23 protein-coding genes are annotated in these 20,770 nt (G+C 57.7%); 6 read left to right on the top strand and 17 right to left on the bottom strand.

Annotated elements, in window-relative coordinates:
* The first annotated feature begins 410 nt into the window (after nucleotides 1–410).
* Genes EST62_RS14005 through EST62_RS09920 form a run of 3 tightly spaced genes read left to right on the top strand, consistent with a single transcriptional unit; the run spans nucleotide 411 to nucleotide 3,246 of the window.
* A complete protein-coding gene (locus EST62_RS14005; protein WP_371414691.1) occupies nucleotides 411–752 on the top strand; it encodes a YnbE family lipoprotein in 342 nt (113 codons plus the stop codon).
* A gap of 15 nt (nucleotides 753–767) precedes the next feature.
* Nucleotides 768–1,124 carry a YdbL family protein gene (locus tag EST62_RS09925; protein WP_129051928.1) on the top strand — a complete coding sequence of 119 codons (357 nt, stop codon included), beginning with the start codon at nucleotides 768–770 and terminating at the stop codon, nucleotides 1,122–1,124.
* A 10-nt stretch (nucleotides 1,125–1,134) separates the two neighbouring features.
* Complete coding sequence (locus EST62_RS09920; protein WP_129051927.1) at nucleotides 1,135–3,246, top strand: YdbH domain-containing protein; 2,112 nt, start codon at nucleotides 1,135–1,137, stop codon at nucleotides 3,244–3,246.
* 35 nt (nucleotides 3,247–3,281) lie between these two features.
* Here the strand turns inward: EST62_RS09920 and EST62_RS09915 are convergent, their stop codons facing one another.
* From EST62_RS09915 to EST62_RS09905, 3 genes are all read right to left on the bottom strand, one after another.
* Complete coding sequence (locus tag EST62_RS09915; RefSeq protein ID WP_129051926.1) at nucleotides 3,282–3,623, bottom strand: DUF86 domain-containing protein; 342 nt, start codon at nucleotides 3,621–3,623, stop codon at nucleotides 3,282–3,284.
* Nucleotides 3,616–3,912 (bottom strand): nucleotidyltransferase family protein, encoded by a 297-nt coding sequence (locus EST62_RS09910; protein ID WP_129051925.1) that lies wholly within the window; start codon nucleotides 3,910–3,912, stop codon nucleotides 3,616–3,618. Before EST62_RS09910 ends, EST62_RS09915 begins: the two co-directional genes overlap by 8 nt.
* A 1,297-nt stretch (nucleotides 3,913–5,209) precedes the next feature.
* A complete protein-coding gene (locus EST62_RS09905; RefSeq protein ID WP_167599292.1) occupies nucleotides 5,210–5,614 on the bottom strand; it encodes a c-type cytochrome in 405 nt (134 codons plus the stop codon).
* Between the two features lie 254 nt (nucleotides 5,615–5,868).
* Between EST62_RS09905 and EST62_RS09900 the strand changes: the two genes are divergently transcribed.
* Nucleotides 5,869–6,543, top strand: coding sequence for a peroxiredoxin (locus tag EST62_RS09900; RefSeq protein WP_129051923.1), 675 nt, complete (start codon nucleotides 5,869–5,871; stop codon nucleotides 6,541–6,543).
* 328 nt (nucleotides 6,544–6,871) lie between these two features.
* On the opposite strand, the gene EST62_RS09895 is transcribed toward EST62_RS09900, so the two are convergent.
* Complete coding sequence (locus tag EST62_RS09895) at nucleotides 6,872–7,231, bottom strand: DUF2023 family protein (protein WP_129051922.1); 360 nt, start codon at nucleotides 7,229–7,231, stop codon at nucleotides 6,872–6,874.
* 211 nt (nucleotides 7,232–7,442) lie between these two features.
* On the opposite strand from EST62_RS09895, the gene EST62_RS09890 reads away from it, so the two are divergent.
* Nucleotides 7,443–7,631, top strand: coding sequence for a 4Fe-4S binding protein (locus EST62_RS09890; protein ID WP_129051921.1), 189 nt, complete (start codon nucleotides 7,443–7,445; stop codon nucleotides 7,629–7,631).
* Between the two features lie 9 nt (nucleotides 7,632–7,640).
* Here EST62_RS09890 and EST62_RS09885 read toward each other — a convergent pair whose 3' ends face one another.
* From EST62_RS09885 to EST62_RS09835, 11 genes are all read right to left on the bottom strand, one after another.
* Nucleotides 7,641–8,429: a metal-dependent transcriptional regulator gene (locus EST62_RS09885; RefSeq protein WP_245153586.1), complete on the bottom strand. Its 789-nt coding sequence runs from the start codon at nucleotides 8,427–8,429 to the stop codon at nucleotides 7,641–7,643.
* The gene (locus EST62_RS09880) at nucleotides 8,426–8,932 is read right to left on the bottom strand and encodes a flavodoxin (protein WP_129051919.1); all 507 of its coding nucleotides are present in this window, start codon (nucleotides 8,930–8,932) and stop codon (nucleotides 8,426–8,428) included. Before EST62_RS09880 ends, EST62_RS09885 begins: the two co-directional genes overlap by 4 nt.
* Before the next feature lie 16 nt (nucleotides 8,933–8,948).
* A complete protein-coding gene (locus tag EST62_RS09875) occupies nucleotides 8,949–9,323 on the bottom strand; it encodes a hypothetical protein (protein WP_245153584.1) in 375 nt (124 codons plus the stop codon).
* Between the two features lie 106 nt (nucleotides 9,324–9,429).
* Nucleotides 9,430–10,041: a ferritin gene (locus tag EST62_RS09870; RefSeq protein ID WP_129051918.1), complete on the bottom strand. Its 612-nt coding sequence runs from the start codon at nucleotides 10,039–10,041 to the stop codon at nucleotides 9,430–9,432.
* A gap of 140 nt (nucleotides 10,042–10,181) precedes the next feature.
* Nucleotides 10,182–10,403: a FeoC-like transcriptional regulator gene (locus tag EST62_RS09865; protein WP_167599291.1), complete on the bottom strand. Its 222-nt coding sequence runs from the start codon at nucleotides 10,401–10,403 to the stop codon at nucleotides 10,182–10,184.
* A 345-nt stretch (nucleotides 10,404–10,748) separates the two neighbouring features.
* Nucleotides 10,749–13,112: a Fe(2+) transporter permease subunit FeoB gene (gene feoB, locus EST62_RS09860; protein WP_129051916.1), complete on the bottom strand. Its 2,364-nt coding sequence runs from the start codon at nucleotides 13,110–13,112 to the stop codon at nucleotides 10,749–10,751.
* Nucleotides 13,112–13,339, bottom strand: a complete 228-nt coding sequence (locus EST62_RS09855; RefSeq protein WP_129051915.1) for a FeoA domain-containing protein — start codon at nucleotides 13,337–13,339, stop codon at nucleotides 13,112–13,114. Before EST62_RS09855 ends, feoB begins: the two co-directional genes overlap by 1 nt.
* The gene (locus EST62_RS09850) at nucleotides 13,336–13,611 is read right to left on the bottom strand and encodes a FeoA family protein (protein WP_129051914.1); all 276 of its coding nucleotides are present in this window, start codon (nucleotides 13,609–13,611) and stop codon (nucleotides 13,336–13,338) included. Before EST62_RS09850 ends, EST62_RS09855 begins: the two co-directional genes overlap by 4 nt.
* 14 nt (nucleotides 13,612–13,625) lie before the next feature.
* Nucleotides 13,626–14,648, bottom strand: coding sequence for an LbtU family siderophore porin (locus EST62_RS09845; RefSeq protein WP_129051913.1), 1,023 nt, complete (start codon nucleotides 14,646–14,648; stop codon nucleotides 13,626–13,628).
* Nucleotides 14,649–14,983: 335 nt separating this feature from the next.
* Nucleotides 14,984–15,778 carry a methyltransferase domain-containing protein gene (locus tag EST62_RS09840; RefSeq protein ID WP_167599290.1) on the bottom strand — a complete coding sequence of 265 codons (795 nt, stop codon included), beginning with the start codon at nucleotides 15,776–15,778 and terminating at the stop codon, nucleotides 14,984–14,986.
* Nucleotides 15,779–15,884: 106 nt separating this feature from the next.
* Entirely contained in the window at nucleotides 15,885–17,024 is a 1,140-nt protein-coding gene (locus EST62_RS09835) for a radical SAM protein (protein WP_129051912.1), read from the bottom strand.
* 287 nt (nucleotides 17,025–17,311) lie between these two features.
* Between EST62_RS09835 and EST62_RS09830 the strand changes: the two genes are divergently transcribed.
* Nucleotides 17,312–17,953 carry a PEP-CTERM sorting domain-containing protein gene (locus EST62_RS09830; RefSeq protein WP_129051911.1) on the top strand — a complete coding sequence of 214 codons (642 nt, stop codon included), beginning with the start codon at nucleotides 17,312–17,314 and terminating at the stop codon, nucleotides 17,951–17,953.
* 118 nt (nucleotides 17,954–18,071) lie between these two features.
* Here EST62_RS09830 and EST62_RS09825 read toward each other — a convergent pair whose 3' ends face one another.
* A complete protein-coding gene (locus EST62_RS09825) occupies nucleotides 18,072–18,602 on the bottom strand; it encodes a molybdopterin-dependent oxidoreductase (protein WP_129051910.1) in 531 nt (176 codons plus the stop codon).
* A gap of 10 nt (nucleotides 18,603–18,612) precedes the next feature.
* Nucleotides 18,613–20,667, bottom strand: coding sequence for a TonB-dependent siderophore receptor (locus EST62_RS09820; RefSeq protein WP_167599289.1), 2,055 nt, complete (start codon nucleotides 20,665–20,667; stop codon nucleotides 18,613–18,615).
* Nucleotides 20,668–20,770 lie beyond the last annotated feature (103 nt).

The raw sequence follows: 20,770 nt of genomic DNA, 5'->3' as shown, positions 1-20,770 counted from the left end.
CATCCCCGGCAGAACGGAATGCGCTGAGTCAAACGAAGTGAAACCGTTATTACTCCGGCAACAAAAAATCGCAATCGCTGCCGCTGAAAGATTTTGGGCTAAAGCCCCGATTTATTTTGTTTTGTCCACATACCCCGGACTAAAGTCCGGGGCAATAAGCTTGCGTCGGTCACGGAACAAACGGTTTTCGACAGCTCATCCGCGAAAAGGCCAAATGAGAATCAATACTTAATTTACATATATGAATATTCACTTTATTATCACGAAATCAAAACTTTGACCGCTGAATCATCGACGAATCCGGACTCTCCCTTTCCCTGCGCGACCTGACTGCCGGAACGCTGATCGATCTGAAACGACCTCCTTTCCCGGCAGCGGAAAAACGGGCTGGCTTTTTATCTTTCGGTAACATGCTGCACGATTCGGCCATTGCGGCAGGGGCGCTGAAACTCTTGGCAGGTGGCCCCGGCCTCTGGAGCGGCATGAACTTTTTCAACGTCGGGGCGGTTCAGGGCCGTAACTTCGACCAACCAATTCGGAACCACATGAAAAGATTGAGTGCTCACGCTTTACCCGCGATCATGCTTGCGCTTGCGGGCCTCGTCATCGGCGGATGCAGCCCCACCGTGAAGGTGGAAGCGCCCGACAAGCCGATCACGATCAACATGAACATCAAGATCGACCACGAAATCAGAATCAGGGTCGATCGCGACATCGACAACGCGCTCAACAAGAGAACGGACATTTTCTAATCAGGGAGGATCACCATGCACATGTTCAAAACCTATCGCCTCGCGACGCTGGCCAAAACCTTCGTCCTTTTCCTCACGCTCTTTGCCGCATCGGCGGCTTCGGCTTTCGCGCTCGACCTCGACACGGCCCGTGCGAAGGGGCTGATTGGCGAGGTTGACGACGGCTACATTGCCATCCCGCCGGGCAAGGGCGGCGAGGCGCAACAGCTTGTCGAAACCGTCAATCAGGAACGCCGCGCCGTGTACATCGACATCGCCAAAAAGAACGGCATATCGGTCGAAGTGACCGGCCAGCGCACCTTCGAGAAGCGCTATCCCGCCTTTCCCGCCGGAACGTGGGTAAAGATCAAGGGCGCGTGGTCGCAGAAATAATCCGCCTGTCGTGAAGTGGCTTGCGCGCATCATCGGAACGCTGCTCCTGCTCGCGGCTCTTGCGGTTTTCGGAGCGTGGCTGGCATTTCCCTGGTACGCCCAAACGCTCATTGACCGCGCGACCGCTGGCAAAGGCATCGCCGTGAAACTGCACAGCCCTGGACGTCCGGGGCTGTCGAGCATCGGCTTTGACCAGCTCGACGCCACGATCCACGTGAAGCCGGACTCCTGCTCGACCACTCCTTCGACCTACACGCTCACGCTTCAGCATGGCCGCCTCACCTGGCGACGCATCGCCGGAAGCGCAACGCCAGCGCTCGCGCTCCGGCTCGACGCCGACGCCGTTTCGGGGCGGCAGATGCCCTCGGAGATCCGCTTCCGGCAAGCCAACCCAAGCCTCCGGGCGCGCCTCGATTTTCGTAAGGCGGAGGGACTCCTGCCGTCGGTTGCGCCCGATTCGATCGCCGTCGCGATCAGGCGCGGCCAAGCCGAGGTCGGGCAGTTGCGCCTCGATGAAATTTCGTACGACCTGCTGCTCACCCGCTCGCGCGACTGGGTGCAGCAACCCGCCCGCTTCAGCGCCCGGTCGCTCTTTTCCGGCAGCGCCAGAACGCCGCTCTCGAATTTCGAGGCGACCTTTGGCCTGCAACGCGATCCCCGCAAGCCCTGCACGCTGAAATTCAGCGACTGCTCGGTCGAACTCTTCGGTCTCAGGGCCACGACGCCTGAAGTCGAGTACAGCCTCAGGAACAAGCGCACGGCGTTCGTCCTCAAACTCGACAACCTGCCGCTCGACCGGTTCTCGTCAAACACCACGACAACAGCCCTCACCGGCGAGGTCAGCGGCTCCGTGCCGGTCGAATACCTCGGCTCCACGATCCGCGTCAGCGATGGCATCGTCGATGCCGCCAAGGGCGCGGCGATCACCTTCGGCACCGGCAAAACGAAACTTTCCTTCGATGCCGGACGCCGTCCGGGCGGCCCGCCGCTCATCGGAGGCCTCAACGCCAAAGTGACGCTCGACGCCACGAGCGGCGCGGTATCGGCGATCCGCCTCGACTCGCTCTCGGCGCGGCTTTTCGGCGGGCGGATCGAATCGACGCCCGCGCGGTACGACCTCGAATCGGGCAAAGCCGCCACAACCATCAAAATCGACAACGCCCCGATTCTCGACCGCATCCGCCTGCTGGGCGACTTCAGCGGCGCGATGAACGGGCGGATTTCCGGCGCAATTCCCATCCGCCTCAGTCGCGACGGCATCGCGATTTCCAACGCCCGGCTCACCGCGCAAGGAGGCGGAACGATCCGGCAGAAATTGCCCAGGCAGGCGGCATCCGACGCGGACGCGCTCTTCCCGAAATCCGCAAGCAGCGAGGTGCTGTGGAAGTTCGGCGATCCGGTCGTCACGCTGAACCGTGAAGCCGCGGGCAGGCTGAAAATCGATGCCGCGCTCAAAAGCATCGAGCGCACAACCGGCGGCGGCGAGCTGCTGCTCACTTCGCCGAAAGGCGCGCTCACGATGTTCGCCCGCCCCGGCAAGCCATCGCTGCTCACGCTGTCGGGCTTTTCGGCGGGCCTGCTCGGCGGCTCGGTCTCCGTCGAGCGCATGGAGTACAACCTCGACACGAAACGCGCCAAAACCGTGGTGCAGCTCGACGGCATTCCGATCCAGTCGCTGCTCGACTTGCAAGGCGCGTCGAAACTCTCCGCCACCGGCACCATCCGCGCCGCCATCCCGGTGGTGCTCGACAACGGCGCTTTCAGCATTCCCGACGGCAGCATGGACGCGGAGAAGAACGGCCTCATCGTCTATTCGAGCACCCCGGAAGAGCGGGCCGCCGCCGGAGCCGGCCTGCGCCTCACCTACGAAGCGCTCGGCAACTTCTTCTACTCGGAGCTGGTCTCGACCATCACCATGACCCCCGACGGCGACTCCCGCATCTCCATCCAGCTCAAAGGCCGCAACCCCGAATTCCAGAACAACCGCCCGGTAAACCTGAACCTCAACATCGAACAGAACCTGCTCGACCTGTTCCGTAGCCTCACGCTTTCGTCGGATATCGAGCAGGCGATTTCAGAGAAGGTGCTGGAAAAAAGCGGGGGGAAGAAGGGAGAGAAGTAGGAAATAAAAAAAGCGAAATACGGCGGACACAATAGTTATACGTCAAGATCAAATTTGGAAATATCTTCGGCAAGCAGCGGGAGCTTGTTTTTGATTATATCCCAAGTAATGGGATCAGAGATCATATCGTAGCCATGAATAAGCTGGTTACGGAAACCGACAATCTTGTTTGACTCGCGTATTTGATCAGAAATGGACGGATCGTATTTGCGGATATTATTGATGGCTTCACCGATTATTTCAAAGTTTCGTTCAACGGCTTGCTTGGTCCGCGTGTCAACAGCGAAGCTGTCAAGATCATATCCCTTTGTGAATGCAGTAATATTCTCAATACATTCGTTAATATCATAAAGAAATTTTTTGATCTTCTCATCCATAGATAAGTTTCCTGTTTCTGTTTATGGAATTTCTGAAAAATGGATTTTTGATCGCCGATTCTTCAATGAGATCTACGCCTGTATGAAGTTCCTCTTTGAGAAAATCCAGGAATCCAAAATATCTATCCGCGATGCCGTCACTTGAAAGCTCATTAAAGCTGACAAGAAAATCCACATCACTCTTTTCGGTATTTTTACCAGAGGCAAAAGACCCAACAAGGTATAAGCGCCTGATATTAAAGCGCTTACAGGCTTCATTGAGCTTGTCGAGATGATCTTCGATGTTCATAACTGAAATGTACGTAAGTGTTATAGATCAATGTACAACGAGCTTGACTCAACATTTGAGCTAACCGGACCGTTGCGGTATGTGGCTAAAGGCCCAGAATGAAATGGCGGGCCTTTAGCCGCATGCCGCAATGGGTCCGGTTGAGCGAATGGTTAGGCGGCGCTTTTTGGCCTTGGCAAGTAACTATAGCCATACGTTCAGTGGAAGTTTAGTGCGGAGTAATTCGAAGCGGACTTGGAGTTCGGCCTCAAGCTTTTCGATCATCGACAAAAGTAGCCGAAGTTCCGGACGCGTAAGAGGATCTCGGGTTACACGGCAAATCCCGCCGTGACCTTCAGGAATCAATTCCAATCGAACCTCAGTGATATCTGCGTCTGAATGCGCTACTTCTCGATTCCGCATTTCGAGTAAGTGATTGTGAAATGCGCGTTCGTTCGATGCGAGTGCCCGGAGTAAGGCGCCTGGCACTGTTCTATCCGCGAACGCTGCATTGCCGCGTAACTTGATAAACGGGCGGGTATATGCAACTACAAGAGCGGTTGTCAGTGCCTGCAGGAGGTGTGTTGGTTTATGCGTGCCTGGCCGGCGTAGGTTTCGCAGGAATATTTCATTTATGGCACCTTTGGCTTCTTCTAGATCGATCTCAGTCAACCAGAGGCGTCGGTATTGCCGAAGGTAGGCTTCCTGCTCCGATGAAAGCACTGCTGATTCAAGAGGTACGTGCATCGGGATGCTCGCGTTTGCGCCGCCTAACATTGTTTATACTGATCCGCCTAAACTACGGATTTTTGAATTACAGCTCATATAAGACGCAATCGAAACAGCAATAAAAAAACTGTTAATCTCAAAATATTTAATCACTTAAGCCTTGCATTGCGTTTTATTTTTGCTTCTTATGCGGATCGCCATAAGAACACAGCTCACAGCCCAACGACGAAACTGCTTACCCACCCAAACTCCAAGCCCGATGGACTTCAACGAGCACAGCTCACCGCAGATTCATCAGCCGTTAACCGCAAAATCAAATACTTGAAAAATTAGCGCAAAATACGCGACCAAACAACCAGAATCATCTGAACTGATACAGAAAAACAGCGCTGAACCAACAAAAAATTCAGCGCTGTCGATGAGCCGCAGGCTCGGGTGGAGGTCGAAAAAGCGGGTTATTACTTCGGCAACAATAAATCGCAATCATCCCCAAAAGAAGAAATTGGGCTAAAGCCCTGATTTATTTTGTGTTATCCATAAACCCCGGACTGAAGTCCGGGGCAATTGTTTGATAATTTTAATGGCCGGATTAATATTTCGCGGGGCACTCCGGCGGCTGGAACTTCGGATCGTGCTGATCCCACAACCACTCCGAAACCGTGCGCAAATCCCGCTCGTCGAGTTCGACGGCGGGCATCAGGCCGAAGCGCGTAATGGCGGGCGGCCTCAGCTTCGATTTGGATGCCTCCGGTTTTGCGACGAACTCCATGATGTGTCGAACGCCCTCTTCGCGCTCCGCGAACGCCTGATGGTAGAAATGCGAAAGCCCGGCAATCGGCGGCGCGGATTTCGGCGGCGGCAGCATGGAGTGGCACGCGCTGCAATGGCGCTCGTACAGCTCCTTGCCGGTTGACTGCGCGGAAACATCGGCGGAATGCGCCGCCGAGAGCGACAAGGTTGCGCAGGTGACGAAAAGAAAAAATGAAGGTTTCATGGTCATATGTTTTCGTTATGTATCGCAAGATACAGCGAATCCTCAAAAAAAAAACAGAAACATCGACGGCAACGCACTTTTCCACGATCAGCCGCCTTCCCGGATCAGCAAAAAAACCACTCTGGCCTGACCAGTCAGGCAAGCGGGAATCGCTCCTTTTCAGGAACCATCAAGGCCGTTTCAGGCTTTATGAGGTACTATTCCAAAAAGCAAAGTCAAACGCAACAGAACAAGACCACAAGGAGCACGAAATCATGTCACAGCACTTTGACGACGAAGCGTATTTTGAAATCTCCATGCCACTGCTTGGAGACGAATTCCCTGAACTCAAGGTTCAGACAACCCACGGCCCGATGAACATTCCGGGAGATTTGAAGGGTTCATGGTTCGTCCTCTTCAGCCATCCGGCGGACTACACGCCGGTCTGCACCACCGAGTTCGTCGCCTTCCAGCAACGGGCCGAAGAGTTCGAAAAACTCGGCTGCAAGCTCATCGGCATGAGCGTCGATCAGGTCTTTTCGCACATCAAGTGGGTCGAGTGGATCAAGGAGAATCTCGATGTCGAGATCACCTTCCCCATCGTGGCGGCCAACGACCGCATCGCCAATCAGCTCGGCATGTTGCATCCCGGCAAGGGCACGAACACCGTGCGCGCCGTCTTCGTTGGCGACCCGAACGGCAAGGTGCGCCTCGTGCTCTACTACCCGCAGGAGATCGGGCGCAACATCGATGAAATCGTTCGCGCCGTCAAGGCCTTGCAGATTGCCGACAGGGACAAAGTCGCCATTCCTGCCGACTGGCCGAACAACGCCCTGCTCAACGACCGGGTAATCATTCCGCCGGCCAACAATGTCGAAGAGGCAAACCGGCGCAAGGGGCAGAAAGATTGCTACGACTGGTGGTTCTGCCACAAGCCGCTCGACAAGTGAGCCGCTGAAACCGGACGTAAAAAGCAGCCCCGGAACTGTGAAATCATCGGTTCCGGGGCTGTTTTGTTTTTGCCCCGATCTGGACATCGTATCGAGGAATTTAAACCACGAGTTCCTTTTTGCTTGTCATTCCGAGCCAAATGAAAAGTCCAGAACTCATTGTTTTGTCATGCGATAGATTCTTCATTGCGCTTCACTCCACTCAGAATGACAGACCCGTTTTCGGCATCTCGGCGCAAGTTATTGCTGCCGAAGAAGTACGACCGGATGCGTGCCGCTATCCGGACCGATCACTTGCGAGCGACAAGCTGCCCCTGCGACCGACCGTTCAGGCGCATTTGTGGATCACCGGCCGGGCGACGGCAACGGATGCTGCGCTCTTTTTCAGGTAGCGCTCGCACTGTTTGCGAATGTCGTAGCCGAGCATCGAGCCGAGCACGAAATCCTCCTCCGGCGTGAGGGCATTGAGTTTTTTGCCATTGCAGATCGACCGGATAACCGCCACGCACTCCGGCGCTCCAAAGAAAACGTTGATGTGCGACTTGCCGAGGTCGTGAATATGGTAGTCGATGCCGTAATGCCGGAGCTTCCGGGTCGCCTCCTCGCCGAACCGGGCCGGAAGCGTGTGCATGACAAGACTCCGCAATCCTTTGCGGTATTCGTAGATATGATGGATCAGCACTTTCATGGATGTGGTGTTTTTGGATTGTTTAAAAACTCTGCCTCTTTCGGCTCGCCTCCGGAAAGTCACGCCTCTCGTCTGTTCGCGGCTTCGGCTCGCCTCTCTGCACCTCTTCGTGATTGACGAACAGCACTCTGGCGGTTTACTTGTCTGTTGTCGATGGGTGGATCGATTCTGACAACCGCCCGTCGCTTCGACAACCAAAACAACTACCGCCATGTCACTGAAAATCACCGAAGAGTGCACCTTCTGCGCCGCCTGCGAACCCGAGTGCCCGGTCAACGCCATCAGCGCGGGAACCGACATGTACGTCATCGACGCCTCGGCCTGCACCGAGTGCGAGGGCTATGCCGACTCACCGGCCTGCGCCGCCGTGTGCCCGGCGGAGTGCATCGTCAAGGCCTGAACGCCGCGCTCACTGAGCGGCGCTTTGCCGGGCTGGCGGCCCGGAACCGTTCGCGCCGCCAGCCTCGTCGAAGCGCTCGCCTGGCTCGGCCTGAACATCGATGATCGAGGCGATCTCGAAGGCAATGGCAATGCGCTCCGAACCATCGGCGATGGTCAAAGGTCCCTGAAAAGGGGCCTTTTGCATGACCGTGCAACTCCTGCCGGGCAAGAGGCCCAGCCGGGCGGTGTATTCGAGCACTTCTGGATCAGCGCTCCGCAACTGCGCGATGCGAACCGTCCGCCCCTCATCGACCTCCGAGAGCGGTTCAAGCAGCTCCGGCCTGAACGAGCCGTCCCGCGCCGGAATCGGATGGCCGTGCGGATCGTGCATCGGGTAGCCGAGCAGCCGGTCGAGCGCGTCGGAGAGCCGCTCCGAAATGACATGCTCCAGCCGACACGCCTCCTCGTGCAGCTCGTGAATGCCGTAACCGGCCATTTTGAACAGAAAGGTTTCGAGCAGCCGCCGCTTTCTGATGGTGCGGCAGGCGGCTTGGCGCCCCTTCGGCGTCATCGACACCCCTTCGCGCCACTCGTGACGCAGCAATCCGCCCTCCGTCAGCCGCACGATCTTTTCGGAAACGGTCGAAAGCGAGTGACCCATCGCTTTGGCGATGTCGCTCACCGACACCTCGCGCTCTCGTTCGGTCAGCCGCCAGATCACCTGGAGGTACATCTCGCTCGACTCGCTCAGCTTTTCCGGTTTCCCGCCGACGGCCCCGCTACTTCGCCCCGTCATCCCGCTCCTTTTGCGCGTCATGACAGATACGGTCTGATTGAGCACACCCAGCGCCGAATCCGCTCCCTGGTGAGATGCTCCTGATTGTCCGCATCGAGCGCGAGGCCGACGAACATCCCGTCGCGCAAAGCTTTCGAGAAGGTGAACTCGTAGGTGTCGTTCGGCCAAGCGCCAACCACCTTCGCGCCACGCGAAACGAAGCGATCATGCAGAATCCCCATCGCATCGACGTACCAGTCGCCATAGACGAGCTGGTCGCCAAGCCCGAAAAGGGCGACGGTTTTGCCCGTCAGATCGAGCTGGTCAAGAGCGGAAACAGCTTCCCGCCACCCGTGCGGCAACTCGCCCGCACCCCAGGTGGATGTTCCGATGATCAGCATATCGTATTCGGTCAAACGAAGCAGCTCTTCGCGGCTCACCTCGAACAGATCGACCTCGGCGCGCCCGATTTCGGCGGCGATCAGCTCGGCGGCCTCTTTGGTATTTCCGGTCTGCGACGCCCAGACCACGGCTGTATTTTTCATAGCGAATCGATGATTTTCAGTTTTGGGTTCCATCCGCGCGACCATTGCCGCCCGCCTCGGCTTCGGCAAAAAGCCTGCCGATACCGAGATCCTCGCTCACCGCGTCGCCGACCGCCTTGCTGAACGCGGCGAAATCAATCGGCAGAATCGCAAGCGTCACCACGCCAAGCGAAAAGATCATCGGCTCCGGCCTCTGCTCCTCTCGCTTCGCGCTCTCCTCTTCATACCGGAAGCACTCCTCCATGATGAGGTAGAGCGTCTCCCGGCGAATGGTGATGTTGACATAACGGTATCGCAGGTGGAAAGCTCCGCACTTGCAGCGGCTCACCTCTATCGTCGAAATACAGGCGGGCGCTTTTTGTTCATTGTTCTTTTTCGACTGTTCCTGCATGTGCTTCTCCTGATTGTTGATGTGTCTTCGATACTCCCGCCCTCTCTGTCATCCGGAAAACGCCCCCGCTCACTCTTGATCCGGGGGCGTGCGACAGACCGACGCTTCAATGCCCGGAACAGCGTGACGAATGGTGATGAGCATGGGGGTCATCGTGGCCATCGTGGTGCTTTGGCGCGGGGCCCACCTGCAGGAACATCGGCTTCTGCTGGTGATGCTCGTGGTGCAGCACCGACTTGCGTACCTCCTCGTCGAAGCGGAACAGCGCGCGCCCGTCGATGGTGTTGATGATTCGCGCCTTGTGCAGCATCGAGCCGAACAGGTGCTCCTCCTCGTGCTGCTCGGCCACGTACCACTGAAGGAACTGGAAGGTGGAGTAGTCCTTCTCCCGCAAGGCTGTATCGACCAGATCGTTGATGCTTTTGGTGATCGCCAGTTCGTGATTGTACGCCACTTCGAGCAGCTCGATGTGCGACTTCCACTCCGGCGCTGGAGTGGCGACCGCTCCGATACGCGCAAGCGAGCCGGTTTCGTTGATGTAATCGAAGAGCTTCATCATGTGCGCCTTCTCCTCCTCGGCGTGGGCGCGGAAAAAAGCCGCCGAGCTGTCGAGCGACTGCGTCAGGAGCCACGCGCTCATTTGCAGATAGAGATGCGCCGAAGCCGCTTCGAGGTTGACCTGATGGTTGAGCTTGTCGAGAATGGTTTTACTGAGCATGGAAAAATTGTTTAGTATTTACGAAATAAGGAGTTACAAGAAAAAGAGACCCTGAAGGCAACAATCACCCCCTCGCTTTATTTAGAATTTGTATAGATAAGAAAACGAGCAAAAAAAAATGAGCCTCACGAATGGCAAAGTCACTCGACCCACTCGTAGCGGATATGGCCCTTCCCGCCGCACTTGCCGCAACAGGCCGCGCCGAACGCATCGTGCTGCTTCGCCACGACGCGCCCTTTGAGAATCCATTGATCGAGCATCGACTCGACCAGCGACGAATCGGCCTTGAAATGGCTCGAAATCTCTTTGAGCGAAGCGCTCCGCTCCTGCCGGAGATAGTCACGAATATCTGTTAAGCTCATGATTTGTATTGTTTTATGGTTGTTGGAGAATAAATTCATCCGGGATTTTCAATCGTTTCTCTTCAGAAGGGTTTTAACCCTTCGGACATTAAAACTCTTGAACAATTGCCCCGTCCCGAAAGCTTTCGGGACGGGGTGTACGACAGAACCACAATAAACAAGGGCTTTAGCCCAATATCTTCCTGTTGTGGTATTGGCGGATTTTTGGCGCGAAAGTAACAAGTGATTGAAATCCATACTTCACCCCGGCTTGAAAGCCGGGGCAACATGAATGTAGGAGTAGCCGGATATCCGAAGGGTTGAAACCCTTCTGAATATTGCATCTTCCCGCCAACGTCATCAACCTCACGCCCTCCCTTTTTTCGCAAACGCGCCGTTCCCGGCCAAGTGCATCAGCGTCACCGCGACGGCGAGCACCAGCAGCATTGCCGCCACCCACGCGGCGGACGCGCCGGGATGCGCACCCCACGTGCCGATCTGGTAACTCAGCACGGCGAACACATACGCCAGACCGGTCGTCCACGCCCCGGCGAAGAGCGTCCAGGCGAGGTTGGTTTCGCGATAGACCGCCGCAATGGCTGCCACGCACGGGAAGTAGAGCAGGATGAACACCAGATAGGCGAACGCCCCCGCCGTGCCGTCGAAAAGGTTCACCATCGAGCCGAAGATCGACGCGCCGATGCCTTGCTCCTCGGCCACCGCGCCCTGGTCGCTCACATCGCCGACATCGATGCCGAGCGGGTCGAGCAGCGATCCGGCGATGCCCGCCAGATTCTCCGGAATCGTGGCGAACGCTTCGCCGAGGCTCGCCGCGAGGCTGAAGCCTTCGTCCCCGCCGTCATCCGCGCTTTTCGCGTCCATCGCCGCGTAGAGGTTGTCGAGCGTGCCGACCACCGCCTCCTTGGCGAAGACGCCAGTGAAGAGACCGACGGCGGCGGGCCAGTTCTCCTCCTGCACGCCGAAGGGCTGGAACACCGGCACGAGCGCCTTGCCGGTGGCAGCAAGCACGGAGTTTTCGCTCTCCTCGTTGCCGAAGCTGCCGTCGGTGCCGATGGAGTTCATGAAGCCGAGCACCACAATCACCGGCACCAGCACCTTGCCCGCCTTGACGAGGAACGAGCCGAGCCGGTCGCCGACCCTGAGAAAAACGCCCTTAATGGTCGGTAGGTGGTAGGGCGGCATCTCCATGATGAAGGGCGACGGCTCGCCCTTGAGCAGCGTCTTTTTCAGGATGAAACCGGTCATGATCGCCACGGCGATGCCCATCAGGTAGAGCAGGAAGACGAGGTTCTGCCCGCCGGTCGGGAAGAAGGCCGCAGCAAAGAGCGCATAGACCGGCATCCTCGCGCCGCACGACATGAACGGCGTCATCATCACCGTCATGATGCGGTCGCGCTCGTCGCTCATCGTGCGGGCGGACATGATGGCCGGAACGTTGCAGCCGAAGCCGACCAGTAGCGGAATGAACGCCTTGCCGGGCAGGCCGACGGCCCGCATCCCGCGATCCATCACGTAGGCTGCGCGGGCCATGTAGCCGGAGTCTTCGAGGATCGACAGGAAGATGAACATGAAGCCGATGGGCGGAATGAAGGTAGCCATCGTCTGCAACGCCCCGCCCACGCCGCTTGCGAGCAGCACCGTGAGCCACTCCGGCGAACCGACTGCTCCGAGCAGGCGACCGAATCCATCGACGAAGAGTGCACCGGCGGCGATGTCGAAAAAGTCGATGAACGCACCGCCGAGATTGATCGTAAAGAGGAACATCAGGTACATCACGCCAAGGAAGAGCGGAATGCCGAGAAAGCGGTTCAGCACCAGCGAGTCGATCTTGTCGGAGAGCGACTTTTCGGTGCTCTCCTTGCGGGTGATGGCTGCCGCCGAAAGGTCGGAGACGAGCCGGTAGTGCGCATCGGCGATGACGATGTCGGGATCGTCGCCAAGCGCATCGGCAGTCCGCTCCCGCTCCTCGGCGAGCGACGAACGCGCCGCGCCGTCGAGCCGCGCCTCCAGCTCGTGGTCGTGTTCGAGCAGCTTCATGGCGAACCAGCCGGGATCGTAGCCGAAAGCGCGAGCGTGATTGGCGGTCGATTCGGCAACCCGCCGGATCGCCTCGTCAAGCTCCGCCGGAAAGCGCACCTTCGAGCCGGGCGCGGAAGCCCCGCCGGTCGTAAACCCTTTCGCGATGGCCGCTTTCAGCTCCGCAATCCCTTCGCCGCGAGACGCAACCATCGGAATGACGGGGCAACCGAGCAGCGATGAGAGCCGCGCCGGATCGACCGAAATGCCGCGCTCTTCCGCCGAATCGACCATGTTGAGCGCCACCACCACCGGCACGCCCATCTCCAGAAGGCGGCTGGTGAGATAAAGATTGCGGTCGGGATTCGAGGCATCGACAATGTTGACGACAAGCCCCGCCTCTCCGGAGAGGATGTAGCTCCGCGCCACCTCTTCGTCCTGCGAGAGCGACGAGAGCGAGTAGATGCCGGGCAGATCGACCAGCTCGTACTCCTCGCCGTCGTGGCGGAAGCGTCCGCTCTTTTTATCGACCGTCACGCCAGGCCAGTTGCCGACCCGCTGGTTCAGCCCGGTCAGCGCGTTGAAGAGCGTCGTTTTGCCGCAGTTGGGATTACCGACCACGGCCACGACCCGCTGGAGCGGCGAGGCCGGAGCCTTCGCGCTCGTCCGTTGTTTCTGTGCAGCCAGTTCCATCAGCGCACCTCCTCGACCGTGATGTTCTCGATGTCGGACTTGCGCAGCGACAGCCGGTAGCGGCGAACGGTCATCTCGACCGGATCACCCAACGGCGCGACGCCCTCGACGCGGACAACCTCGCCGACCAGCATTCCCATCTCGGCCAGCCGCCTCCGCAGCCCGACCGACGATGGCATGGCGACAATCCGCGCGGATTGTCCTTTTTTCAGTTCAGACAATTTCATGATGCAATCCTCCTGACCATGACGCGCATGGCGATTCCCCGGCCAATAGCCACCTTGCTGTCGTGTACCCGCACCAGCAGTGGCATCCCCGGACTGTTTTCGATGATTTCAATGGTCTGACCGACGGAAAATCCCATCTCGGCCAGCCGTTTTCCATGTTCCCGGCCATGCGAGTGATGACGATGACCGTGCAGGCCGGCCTGAGACCGGCCTGGCCGGAGGTTGACGATCTCGCCAACCTCTCCTTTGCCAAGCATTCCTAACGGAGCCATAACCACACGCCTCCTCAGAATTCCATGGCCAGTTGCAGCGTAAACAGGTCGCGATCGCCCTTTACGCCTTCATCGATACGGCCATTTTCGCGCAGATATTCGAGCGCCACCGCCGTATTTTCCATGAACTCGTAGCCGATGGTCGCGCCATACTGCCGACGGACGTCGAAATCGGTCGCGCCCGCGTAGCGCAGCGTCACGGCCAGCGGCTCCGAGATAGCGTATTCAGCTTCGAGGTTCCATGCGAGCGGCTTGCGCCCCGCGCGGTCGCCATCGGCGAACTCGTCGAGCGCGGTGATGTACTCCGCCCGCAGATCGACCGGCCCGAAGCCCGCCATCGCCGAAAGCCCCACGCCGCCGACCAGCTCCGAGGTGCTGCCGTCGAGCGCTTCGTAATCGCCGCTCAGCGAGTCGGTGGCCGCGATATTGTTGATCCACGAAGCCCCCACGCGATAGCGCAGCTCCTCGCCCTCGTCGTCAGCCACGCAAAAAGCGGCGACGATGGTATTGACCGCATCGTCACCGCCCTTCTGCACATCGGCCTTGAACGCCGACACGCGCGCACCGAAAAGCCCCTCTTCATAGCCGAGCGTCACGGTGCCGTGATGCTTCGTTTCGGCAAGTTCGAGCGTCACCGGATCGGCCACCATGCCGGTCGAAAAATCACCGAACGCCTGGGTGATGCGGCCAGCCTCGATAAAAAGCGGAACCTTCGCGGGCGTGACGCGAATGAACGCCTCGTCCACCAGCAGCTCGTCGTCGCCATCCTCCTCGTACAGCAGCGTCGCCAAACCGGTCACCCGGTCGTTCAGCTTCGCTTCGAGACCAAGCTCGAAGGTTGAAAGGATGATGTTCGAGGAGGTGTCGCCACCATCGCGATCGGCAATCGAGCCTTCGACTTCGATAAGACCGGCGAGGGCAAGCTTGTCGCCAAACGGCCCCGAAGCCGCGCCATCCGCTTCAGCCGCATACAGCCCTTTTGAGCAAAGCATACAGAGCGAAGCAAGGGCAAGCGTTCTGGAAAAAGAGAGATTCATGGATCAGAATGATTTGGGATTTGATGAGAGCGAGCCCCGCGCAGAGGCTCTTGAAACTCACGAAACCTAATTTTTATTTAGACTAAATACAAATAAGAAGGCAAAAAAAAAGCTCATTCAACCTTTCAAATGAGACTCAAAAAACAATAACCAATTGACTTATCGGAACATTACAAAAATTGACCCGATGTAACGAAAGCGCTGTCCTGCACACGAAAAGCGGAAATCTCTGAAGGATGATCGATGTGAACAAAAGCAACCCCGCTCCGGAACTGTCACACTATCAGTTCCGGAGCGGGGTTGCTCAAGCTCGATATTTCAGCGTTCCATTCTAACTATTTCCGGGCGATCAATCGTCCCCGGCCCACCTTGCCTGCCGCCGAGGCGTCGCGCCAGAGCGTGATGCCCTCTTCGACCGCGTCGTACATCGCCTGGCCGTAGTTGTCGATGATCGCCTGGCGGAAGTCGTTCTGCACCATGTCGAGGTAGCCCTGAACGTGCGTGGCGAAGTCGGGGGAGAGGTCTTCCTTTTCGATCACCGTCAGTCCGGCGGCTTCGGCGAGCGCGGCGTAGCCGTCGAGCGTCTCCATGTAGGGAAAGACCATGAAGGTGTTGAGCGCCGTCACTTCGTCCCCGGTCATCGGGCCGGTCTCCAGCCAGTCGGTGAAGGCGAGCGTGCCGCCCGGTTTGAGCACGCGGACGCACTCTTCGATGAGCCGCTCCTTGTCGGTGATGTAGCACCAGGCGTCCTGGCCCCACACCACGTCGAAGGTGCTCTGCGGGAACGGCATGTCGAGCGCGTTGCCGAGCACGTAATCGATGGCGCCGTCAAGACCCGCCTCTTTCGTGCGCCGCTTGGCCTCCTCGTCCATCCGCCGGGTCGCGTCGAGGCCGGTTACGCGGCAGCCGTACTTTTTGGCCAGATGCCGGGCCGGACCGCCGAGTGCGCTGCACACGTCGAGCAGGTGCGTCTTGTCGCTGACTCCGGCTTTTGCGGCAAGAACGTCAGTTTCCGATTCCGCGCCGACGTGAATCTGTTCGCCCATCAACATCTCCCACAGAATGCCGCCCGCGCCGTCATAGACTTCGCTGACGCTTCCGATCGTCACATCGAGTTTATGCTTCGCCATAAAAACCTCTCGTTCTTGAGTTAATAAAGCTATTACTCCTGCAATGAAAACTCTTCAACAATTGCCCCGGACTTTAGCCCGGGGTTTACGGATAAAACAAAATAAATCAGGACTTTAGCCCAATTTCTTTATCTGGAAATCTTTTCGATTCATTATCACCAGAGTAATAATCTGACGCTTGGCCTGCACGGACGAGCCAGCACTTCGGATCGAGGCCGTCAGCGTCGCCGCTGTAGTTGTAGGCGCTGGCCCGGCAGCCCCAGCAGTGCGCGTTGTTGACGCACTCGTTGCACGGGGTCGGCAGGTTCTGCACATCGTGCAGCGCGGCGTGCACGAGCGTGTCGAGATGGTTGGCGATGATTTCGCGAAACGGCGTCGTGCGGATGTTGGCCACGCCGTCGCGGATCACCGAGCACGGCGTTACGTCACCGGTGAAGGTCACGGTGGCCATTGTGCCGCAGTAGTATTTGTCGGTATCCATCGCGGCGATAGAGATGTTGTCGTCGCCGTAGTTGATGCGGTCGCGCTCCGTATAAACCCGCTGCACCTCGTCGAGACCCGGCTCCAGCGAGCGCAACTCCGCGCCCATGCCTGCGGGATTGAACATGGTCAGGCAGGTGCGCAGCCCCTTCTCGCGGAACCACCAGCGCATGGTTTTGATCGCGTCGTCCGGCCCCTGCAACGACGTGTAGGTGATGCAGTTAATCATCATGTCGGCGGGCTTGCCGAGCGCGAGCAGGTTATCGACCCCTTCGACGATAGCGGCGATGAAGTGCGGATTGCCGCCGCGATGCAGCTTCGCGTAAACCTCCGGCGTGATGGAATCGACATGCACCGAAACAAAACCGCCTTCGCTCACCTCGTGCACACGGGCCGCGATCTCCCTGTCTTGCAGCGGCAGACCGCTCGTCCAGACGTTGTTGACCAGCCCCAGCGAGCGGGCGTACTGCATCAGCTCGTACCAGTCCGGACGGAGGAGTGGATCGCCGCCGAGCCAGTCAATGGCCCGGATTTCCAGCGCCGCCGCGTCACGCAGCAGGCCCCGGATTTCATCCGACCTCAGCCCGTTGCGTTCGCGCGGCGTCGAACCGGCGTAGCAGAAAATGCACCCCTGCTGGCAGGCGTCGGTGGTCTCGATTTGCAGCGCATAGAGCCGCCGCTCCTCGAAGTACCGCTTCTGCTCCTCCTCGCGGCCCACGGCCAGACCGCCGTACCGCTTCAGATGATCGTTGATGCACGATGCCATCGTTTGTTCCTCCCCGGCTGTAACATGTTGATGCCTTGACGGCAACCTTTCATCGAACAAGTCTTTACCGATGAAAAAGGTTCCTTCGGGCAGGGTTTGCGAAGATGCCACATGCTGAAAATTCACGCGGTTTTTTTGCGGAAAATCTCGACAATTTCGCCGATGTGACGTTGCTATGTACGTCATAAACAACTACATTACACAGTGCGATACCCCAAATTTTCGCATATACACCCCTCCCGTTCGGGAACCCCTTTACCCCTACAAGCCAAACGGAGAAAAAAATCATGAAAGCCAAAGCAACAGCTATCGGCATTTTGTTTACCACCCTGTCGTGGACAGGCGCAAATGCTGCCGTCATCAGCCACAACGACATAACCGGTGATGACCCGGGCCTTGAAAATCCTTACACCGCAAACCTGTTCGTAACGTCAAACATCTCAGCGACAGGAATCGGGCAAGGCTCCGGCATATCGGGAAAAATCGGTGATGATCGTTATAATGCAAGTGGGTGGTCGGATGTATTTAACGCCGACGATTATTTCACCTTCACTCTGGATGCGAACGCTGGCTACCGGATCAACATCGACAGTTTTGAATATCACGCCCAGAGATCGTCCACCGGGCCAACATCTTTCGCGTTCAGGTCAAGCATTGATGGGTTCACGACAAACATTGGTTCGCCAACAGCAACAGGCACGACAATCGACCTGACCGCTTCGCAGTTCCAGCATCTGACAGACCCTATTGAGTTTCGCCTTTATGGTTATAATTCTGGAGTCGGCACCTTCAGCGTCAACGACTATACCTTTAACGGCACCGTTGAAGCCGTTCCCGAACCTGGTACGCTGGCGCTTGTCGGCGTCGGCTCGCTGCTGATGTTCGGCAATCTGCGCCGTACGCGCAAGAAGATGGAGATGGCGGAGTAACACCGACTCTGCTCTGAACCGATTCACGATTCCGGCTCTTCAGGAATGGCGGACTTTACGATGAAGCCGCCGTCCTGACAGCAGCCGGAATGGCTGAGATACTCCCTGAATCAATCAGTTACGGCGTGACTTTCGAGACTTCGATGCTTTTGACCATTTTCACGTGGCGCGGGCCGTTGGCGTGGTCGTTGTCGCAGAAGATCACGAACGGGCCGCGTTTTTCGAGCGGCTTGCCGTTCTCCTCAAACACCAGCCATGTGGCTTCGCCAGCCATGCCATAGCGCAACTCGTTCATCGTGAACATCACGTTGTAGTCGTCCGCCGAGCGCACGAGCGCGTAGTACTCGCCCCGCTGGCGAGGGTTGGGCATCGCCACTTTGGCCGAGTCGACAATGTCGCGCAACAACACGCCTTTAAAGCTTTTCATCGTCTGCCTTGTCTGGCCGGAATCGCAGACAATCGCCGACTCCCCTTTCTCGACGACCTTCATCCGCCTGAGCGATTCGAGGGAGAGCGTCAACGGATGCTCCACCAGCCCGAAAATCTTGATCTCGCCAGAGCCGGACTGCACGGTTTCTCCATGCAGCCTGCCGGGAAGAGCGATGAGACTCAGCAGCAGAAAAGCGCTGAACTTTTTTTTCATCGTCATTGGACAATCATTACAGTTTAAAATTCAGGCCGCCATAATAATACGTGCCCATTGCGCCGGAACCTTCGTTGTTGCCGTAAGCGGCGTTGGCGTCGTCGTTGAAGAGGTTATCGACTCCGACAAACAGCTCGGTGTTGCGGGCGACCCTTTTCGAGAGGTAGCCGTTGACGAGCGTGTAGCCCGAAATCTTCTCGATATCGGAAACGTGCTGCGTGCCGGTGGTGATGATCCTGATATTGCCTTTCAGCGCCAACCTGCCATTCAGGTAATCGAGCCGGAAAACATTGGCAATATCCGGAACGTAGAGCAGCACCTTCCCTGTGCTCATATCCTCGGAATCGAGAAAGCTGACCCGGTCAGATATGGAAATCGCAGAGGAGAGTTTCATCGAAGCATTGATTTCGATACCTCTCGTCATCGCCCTTGAAATGTTCTGGTACTGATTAACCGGAATCCCGTTATCAACGCCAATCTGCACCTGCGAAATCATGTTTCTGACCTCGTTGCGGAACGCCGTCACGCTGGCTTTGAACCTGCCATTGGTATAATCCGAACCGATTTCAAACGTCTGCGAGGTCTCGGCTTCGAGGTTCGGATTCGACTGCACGATGCTTTTTTTTGTCGTCAGAGAACCGGTGCAGAGTTCGTAGATCGAAGGAGCGCGGAAGCCCTCTCCATACGAAGCCCGCAGTTTGATGTGCGAACTGATGGGCAACAGCGCCGCGACCTTGGGGCTGAACTCGGAACCAAAATCCGAGTGGTCGTCGTACCGCACTCCGGCGATGATCGACAACGGTTTCAGGCCGGTGAACTCATCCTGGAAATAGAGACCGAGATTATCGACATCGTGCGAACTATCCGTCTTGTCTGGCGTCACCATTGTTGTTGGCCCGCTGTTGACCGCCCCGGTTTTGGTGACCACCTTTGTCGTGACGGTGCTGCCCGAATCCGTGCGCTCTTCCGTGCGGTATTCGACTCCGGCAGTCAGGCGATGATGATCGGCGAACCGGCCCGTCCAGCGCGCATCGAACTGGTCGTAATCCTGCGACACCTTCGTTCGCGTGGTGGTTGTCGTTGCCGTCGTTGTGGTCGTTCCGGAAGCGGTGGACGAGGTAATCACCGGTACGCCGTTGAGGTTGTCCATGAGTGACGACCAGTCGTAGGTGCTTCTGGCAACCTGCAACGAAAGGTTCGACTCCTCGCCGGTTTTTATCTCGGCCCCGACATGAACGAGCAGGCGGTCGCTGTCCACCCACCGGTCGAAATCACCCGACGTTTGCGTGCGGATACCGTCAAGCGAATTGTCGGCATAGACGATCCCGCCGGTCAGTTTCACGCCCGGCGTCAGGTCGTAGGTCAGCGAGGCCGATCCGGAGGCGATGCGACGGTCGTCGCCATCGGTCATGAGGTCGGACTTGTCGCGATCATACCGGTCGCGATTGTAGTAGGTTCCGGCCACCACATAGCCGAGCTTTCCCGCCGATCCGCTCAGCCATCCATCGCTCTCGACGGTGCCCGCCTCGCCGTAACGGCTCCCCCCTCCGGAAACCGACAGGCCGCCGTGCAGCTCTTTGGTCGGCTTGCGCGTGATGACGTTGATGACGCCACCGACAGCATCGCTGCCGTAGAGCGCCGAGCCGGAACCTCTGACGATTTCGATACGCTCGATCATGCCCGCCGGAATTTCACGAAGATCGGAGTAGCCCTGAAACCCGGACTGCAACCGGTAGCCGTCGATAAGCACGAGCGTCAGGCTGCTGTCGAGACCACGCAATTTCGCCACGCCGATCCGCCCGTTCACCGGTTCGAGCGCGTTGACATCCTCCGCCTCGGCAAGCACGTCGGCGAGGTTCAGCGCGCCACTCTCCGCAATCTGCTCGCGGGTAATGACCTCAACTGCCATCGGGAGTTTGGAGACGGGGTTTTCAGTTCGGGTCGCGGTGATGACGATTTCGTCAGCCGTCCAGTTCGTAAAATCATCAGCGGCCAGAGCCTGTGAGTTTGCGGAGCCGATGATGACCGCCGTCATAAGAATCCGGCAGGATCGGGAATTCAGCATGTTCATGTTCGATATGTTTTTATTGTTATAACGATAGATAAAAAATCAGGCCGATGTATCGGGATTCACGACAGATCATCGGCGCACGCGACAGAATTGATTTCTCTCT

The organism is Chlorobaculum sp. 24CR (assembly GCF_004118635.1).
Taxonomy (GTDB): domain Bacteria; phylum Bacteroidota; class Chlorobiia; order Chlorobiales; family Chlorobiaceae; genus Chlorobaculum.
This window is presented reverse-complemented; position numbering and strand designations above follow the sequence as displayed.

Excerpts from the sequence above, each read along its gene's own strand:
- EST62_RS14005 (WP_371414691.1), top strand. The coding sequence starts at position 411 with ATGCTGCACGATTCGGCCATTGCGGCAGGGGCGCTGAAACTCTTGGCA.
- EST62_RS09925 (WP_129051928.1), top strand. The coding sequence starts at position 768 with ATGCACATGTTCAAAACCTATCGCCTCGCGACGCTGGCCAAAACCTTC.
- EST62_RS09915 (WP_129051926.1), bottom strand. The coding sequence starts at position 3,623 with ATGGATGAGAAGATCAAAAAATTTCTTTATGATATTAACGAATGTATT.
- EST62_RS09910 (WP_129051925.1), bottom strand. The coding sequence starts at position 3,912 with ATGAACATCGAAGATCATCTCGACAAGCTCAATGAAGCCTGTAAGCGC.
- EST62_RS09905 (WP_167599292.1), bottom strand. The coding sequence starts at position 5,614 with ATGAAACCTTCATTTTTTCTTTTCGTCACCTGCGCAACCTTGTCGCTC.
- EST62_RS09900 (WP_129051923.1), top strand. The coding sequence starts at position 5,869 with ATGTCACAGCACTTTGACGACGAAGCGTATTTTGAAATCTCCATGCCA.
- EST62_RS09895 (WP_129051922.1), bottom strand. The coding sequence starts at position 7,231 with ATGAAAGTGCTGATCCATCATATCTACGAATACCGCAAAGGATTGCGG.
- EST62_RS09890 (WP_129051921.1), top strand. The coding sequence starts at position 7,443 with ATGTCACTGAAAATCACCGAAGAGTGCACCTTCTGCGCCGCCTGCGAA.
- EST62_RS09885 (WP_245153586.1), bottom strand. The coding sequence starts at position 8,429 with ATGACGCGCAAAAGGAGCGGGATGACGGGGCGAAGTAGCGGGGCCGTC.
- EST62_RS09880 (WP_129051919.1), bottom strand. The coding sequence starts at position 8,932 with ATGAAAAATACAGCCGTGGTCTGGGCGTCGCAGACCGGAAATACCAAA.
- EST62_RS09875 (WP_245153584.1), bottom strand. The coding sequence starts at position 9,323 with ATGCAGGAACAGTCGAAAAAGAACAATGAACAAAAAGCGCCCGCCTGT.
- EST62_RS09870 (WP_129051918.1), bottom strand. The coding sequence starts at position 10,041 with ATGCTCAGTAAAACCATTCTCGACAAGCTCAACCATCAGGTCAACCTC.
- EST62_RS09865 (WP_167599291.1), bottom strand. The coding sequence starts at position 10,403 with ATGAGCTTAACAGATATTCGTGACTATCTCCGGCAGGAGCGGAGCGCT.
- feoB (WP_129051916.1), bottom strand. The coding sequence starts at position 13,112 with ATGGAACTGGCTGCACAGAAACAACGGACGAGCGCGAAGGCTCCGGCC.
- EST62_RS09855 (WP_129051915.1), bottom strand. The coding sequence starts at position 13,339 with ATGAAATTGTCTGAACTGAAAAAAGGACAATCCGCGCGGATTGTCGCC.
- EST62_RS09850 (WP_129051914.1), bottom strand. The coding sequence starts at position 13,611 with ATGGCTCCGTTAGGAATGCTTGGCAAAGGAGAGGTTGGCGAGATCGTC.
- EST62_RS09845 (WP_129051913.1), bottom strand. The coding sequence starts at position 14,648 with ATGAATCTCTCTTTTTCCAGAACGCTTGCCCTTGCTTCGCTCTGTATG.
- EST62_RS09840 (WP_167599290.1), bottom strand. The coding sequence starts at position 15,778 with ATGGCGAAGCATAAACTCGATGTGACGATCGGAAGCGTCAGCGAAGTC.
- EST62_RS09835 (WP_129051912.1), bottom strand. The coding sequence starts at position 17,024 with ATGGCATCGTGCATCAACGATCATCTGAAGCGGTACGGCGGTCTGGCC.
- EST62_RS09830 (WP_129051911.1), top strand. The coding sequence starts at position 17,312 with ATGAAAGCCAAAGCAACAGCTATCGGCATTTTGTTTACCACCCTGTCG.
- EST62_RS09825 (WP_129051910.1), bottom strand. The coding sequence starts at position 18,602 with ATGACGATGAAAAAAAAGTTCAGCGCTTTTCTGCTGCTGAGTCTCATC.
- EST62_RS09820 (WP_167599289.1), bottom strand. The coding sequence starts at position 20,667 with ATGAACATGCTGAATTCCCGATCCTGCCGGATTCTTATGACGGCGGTC.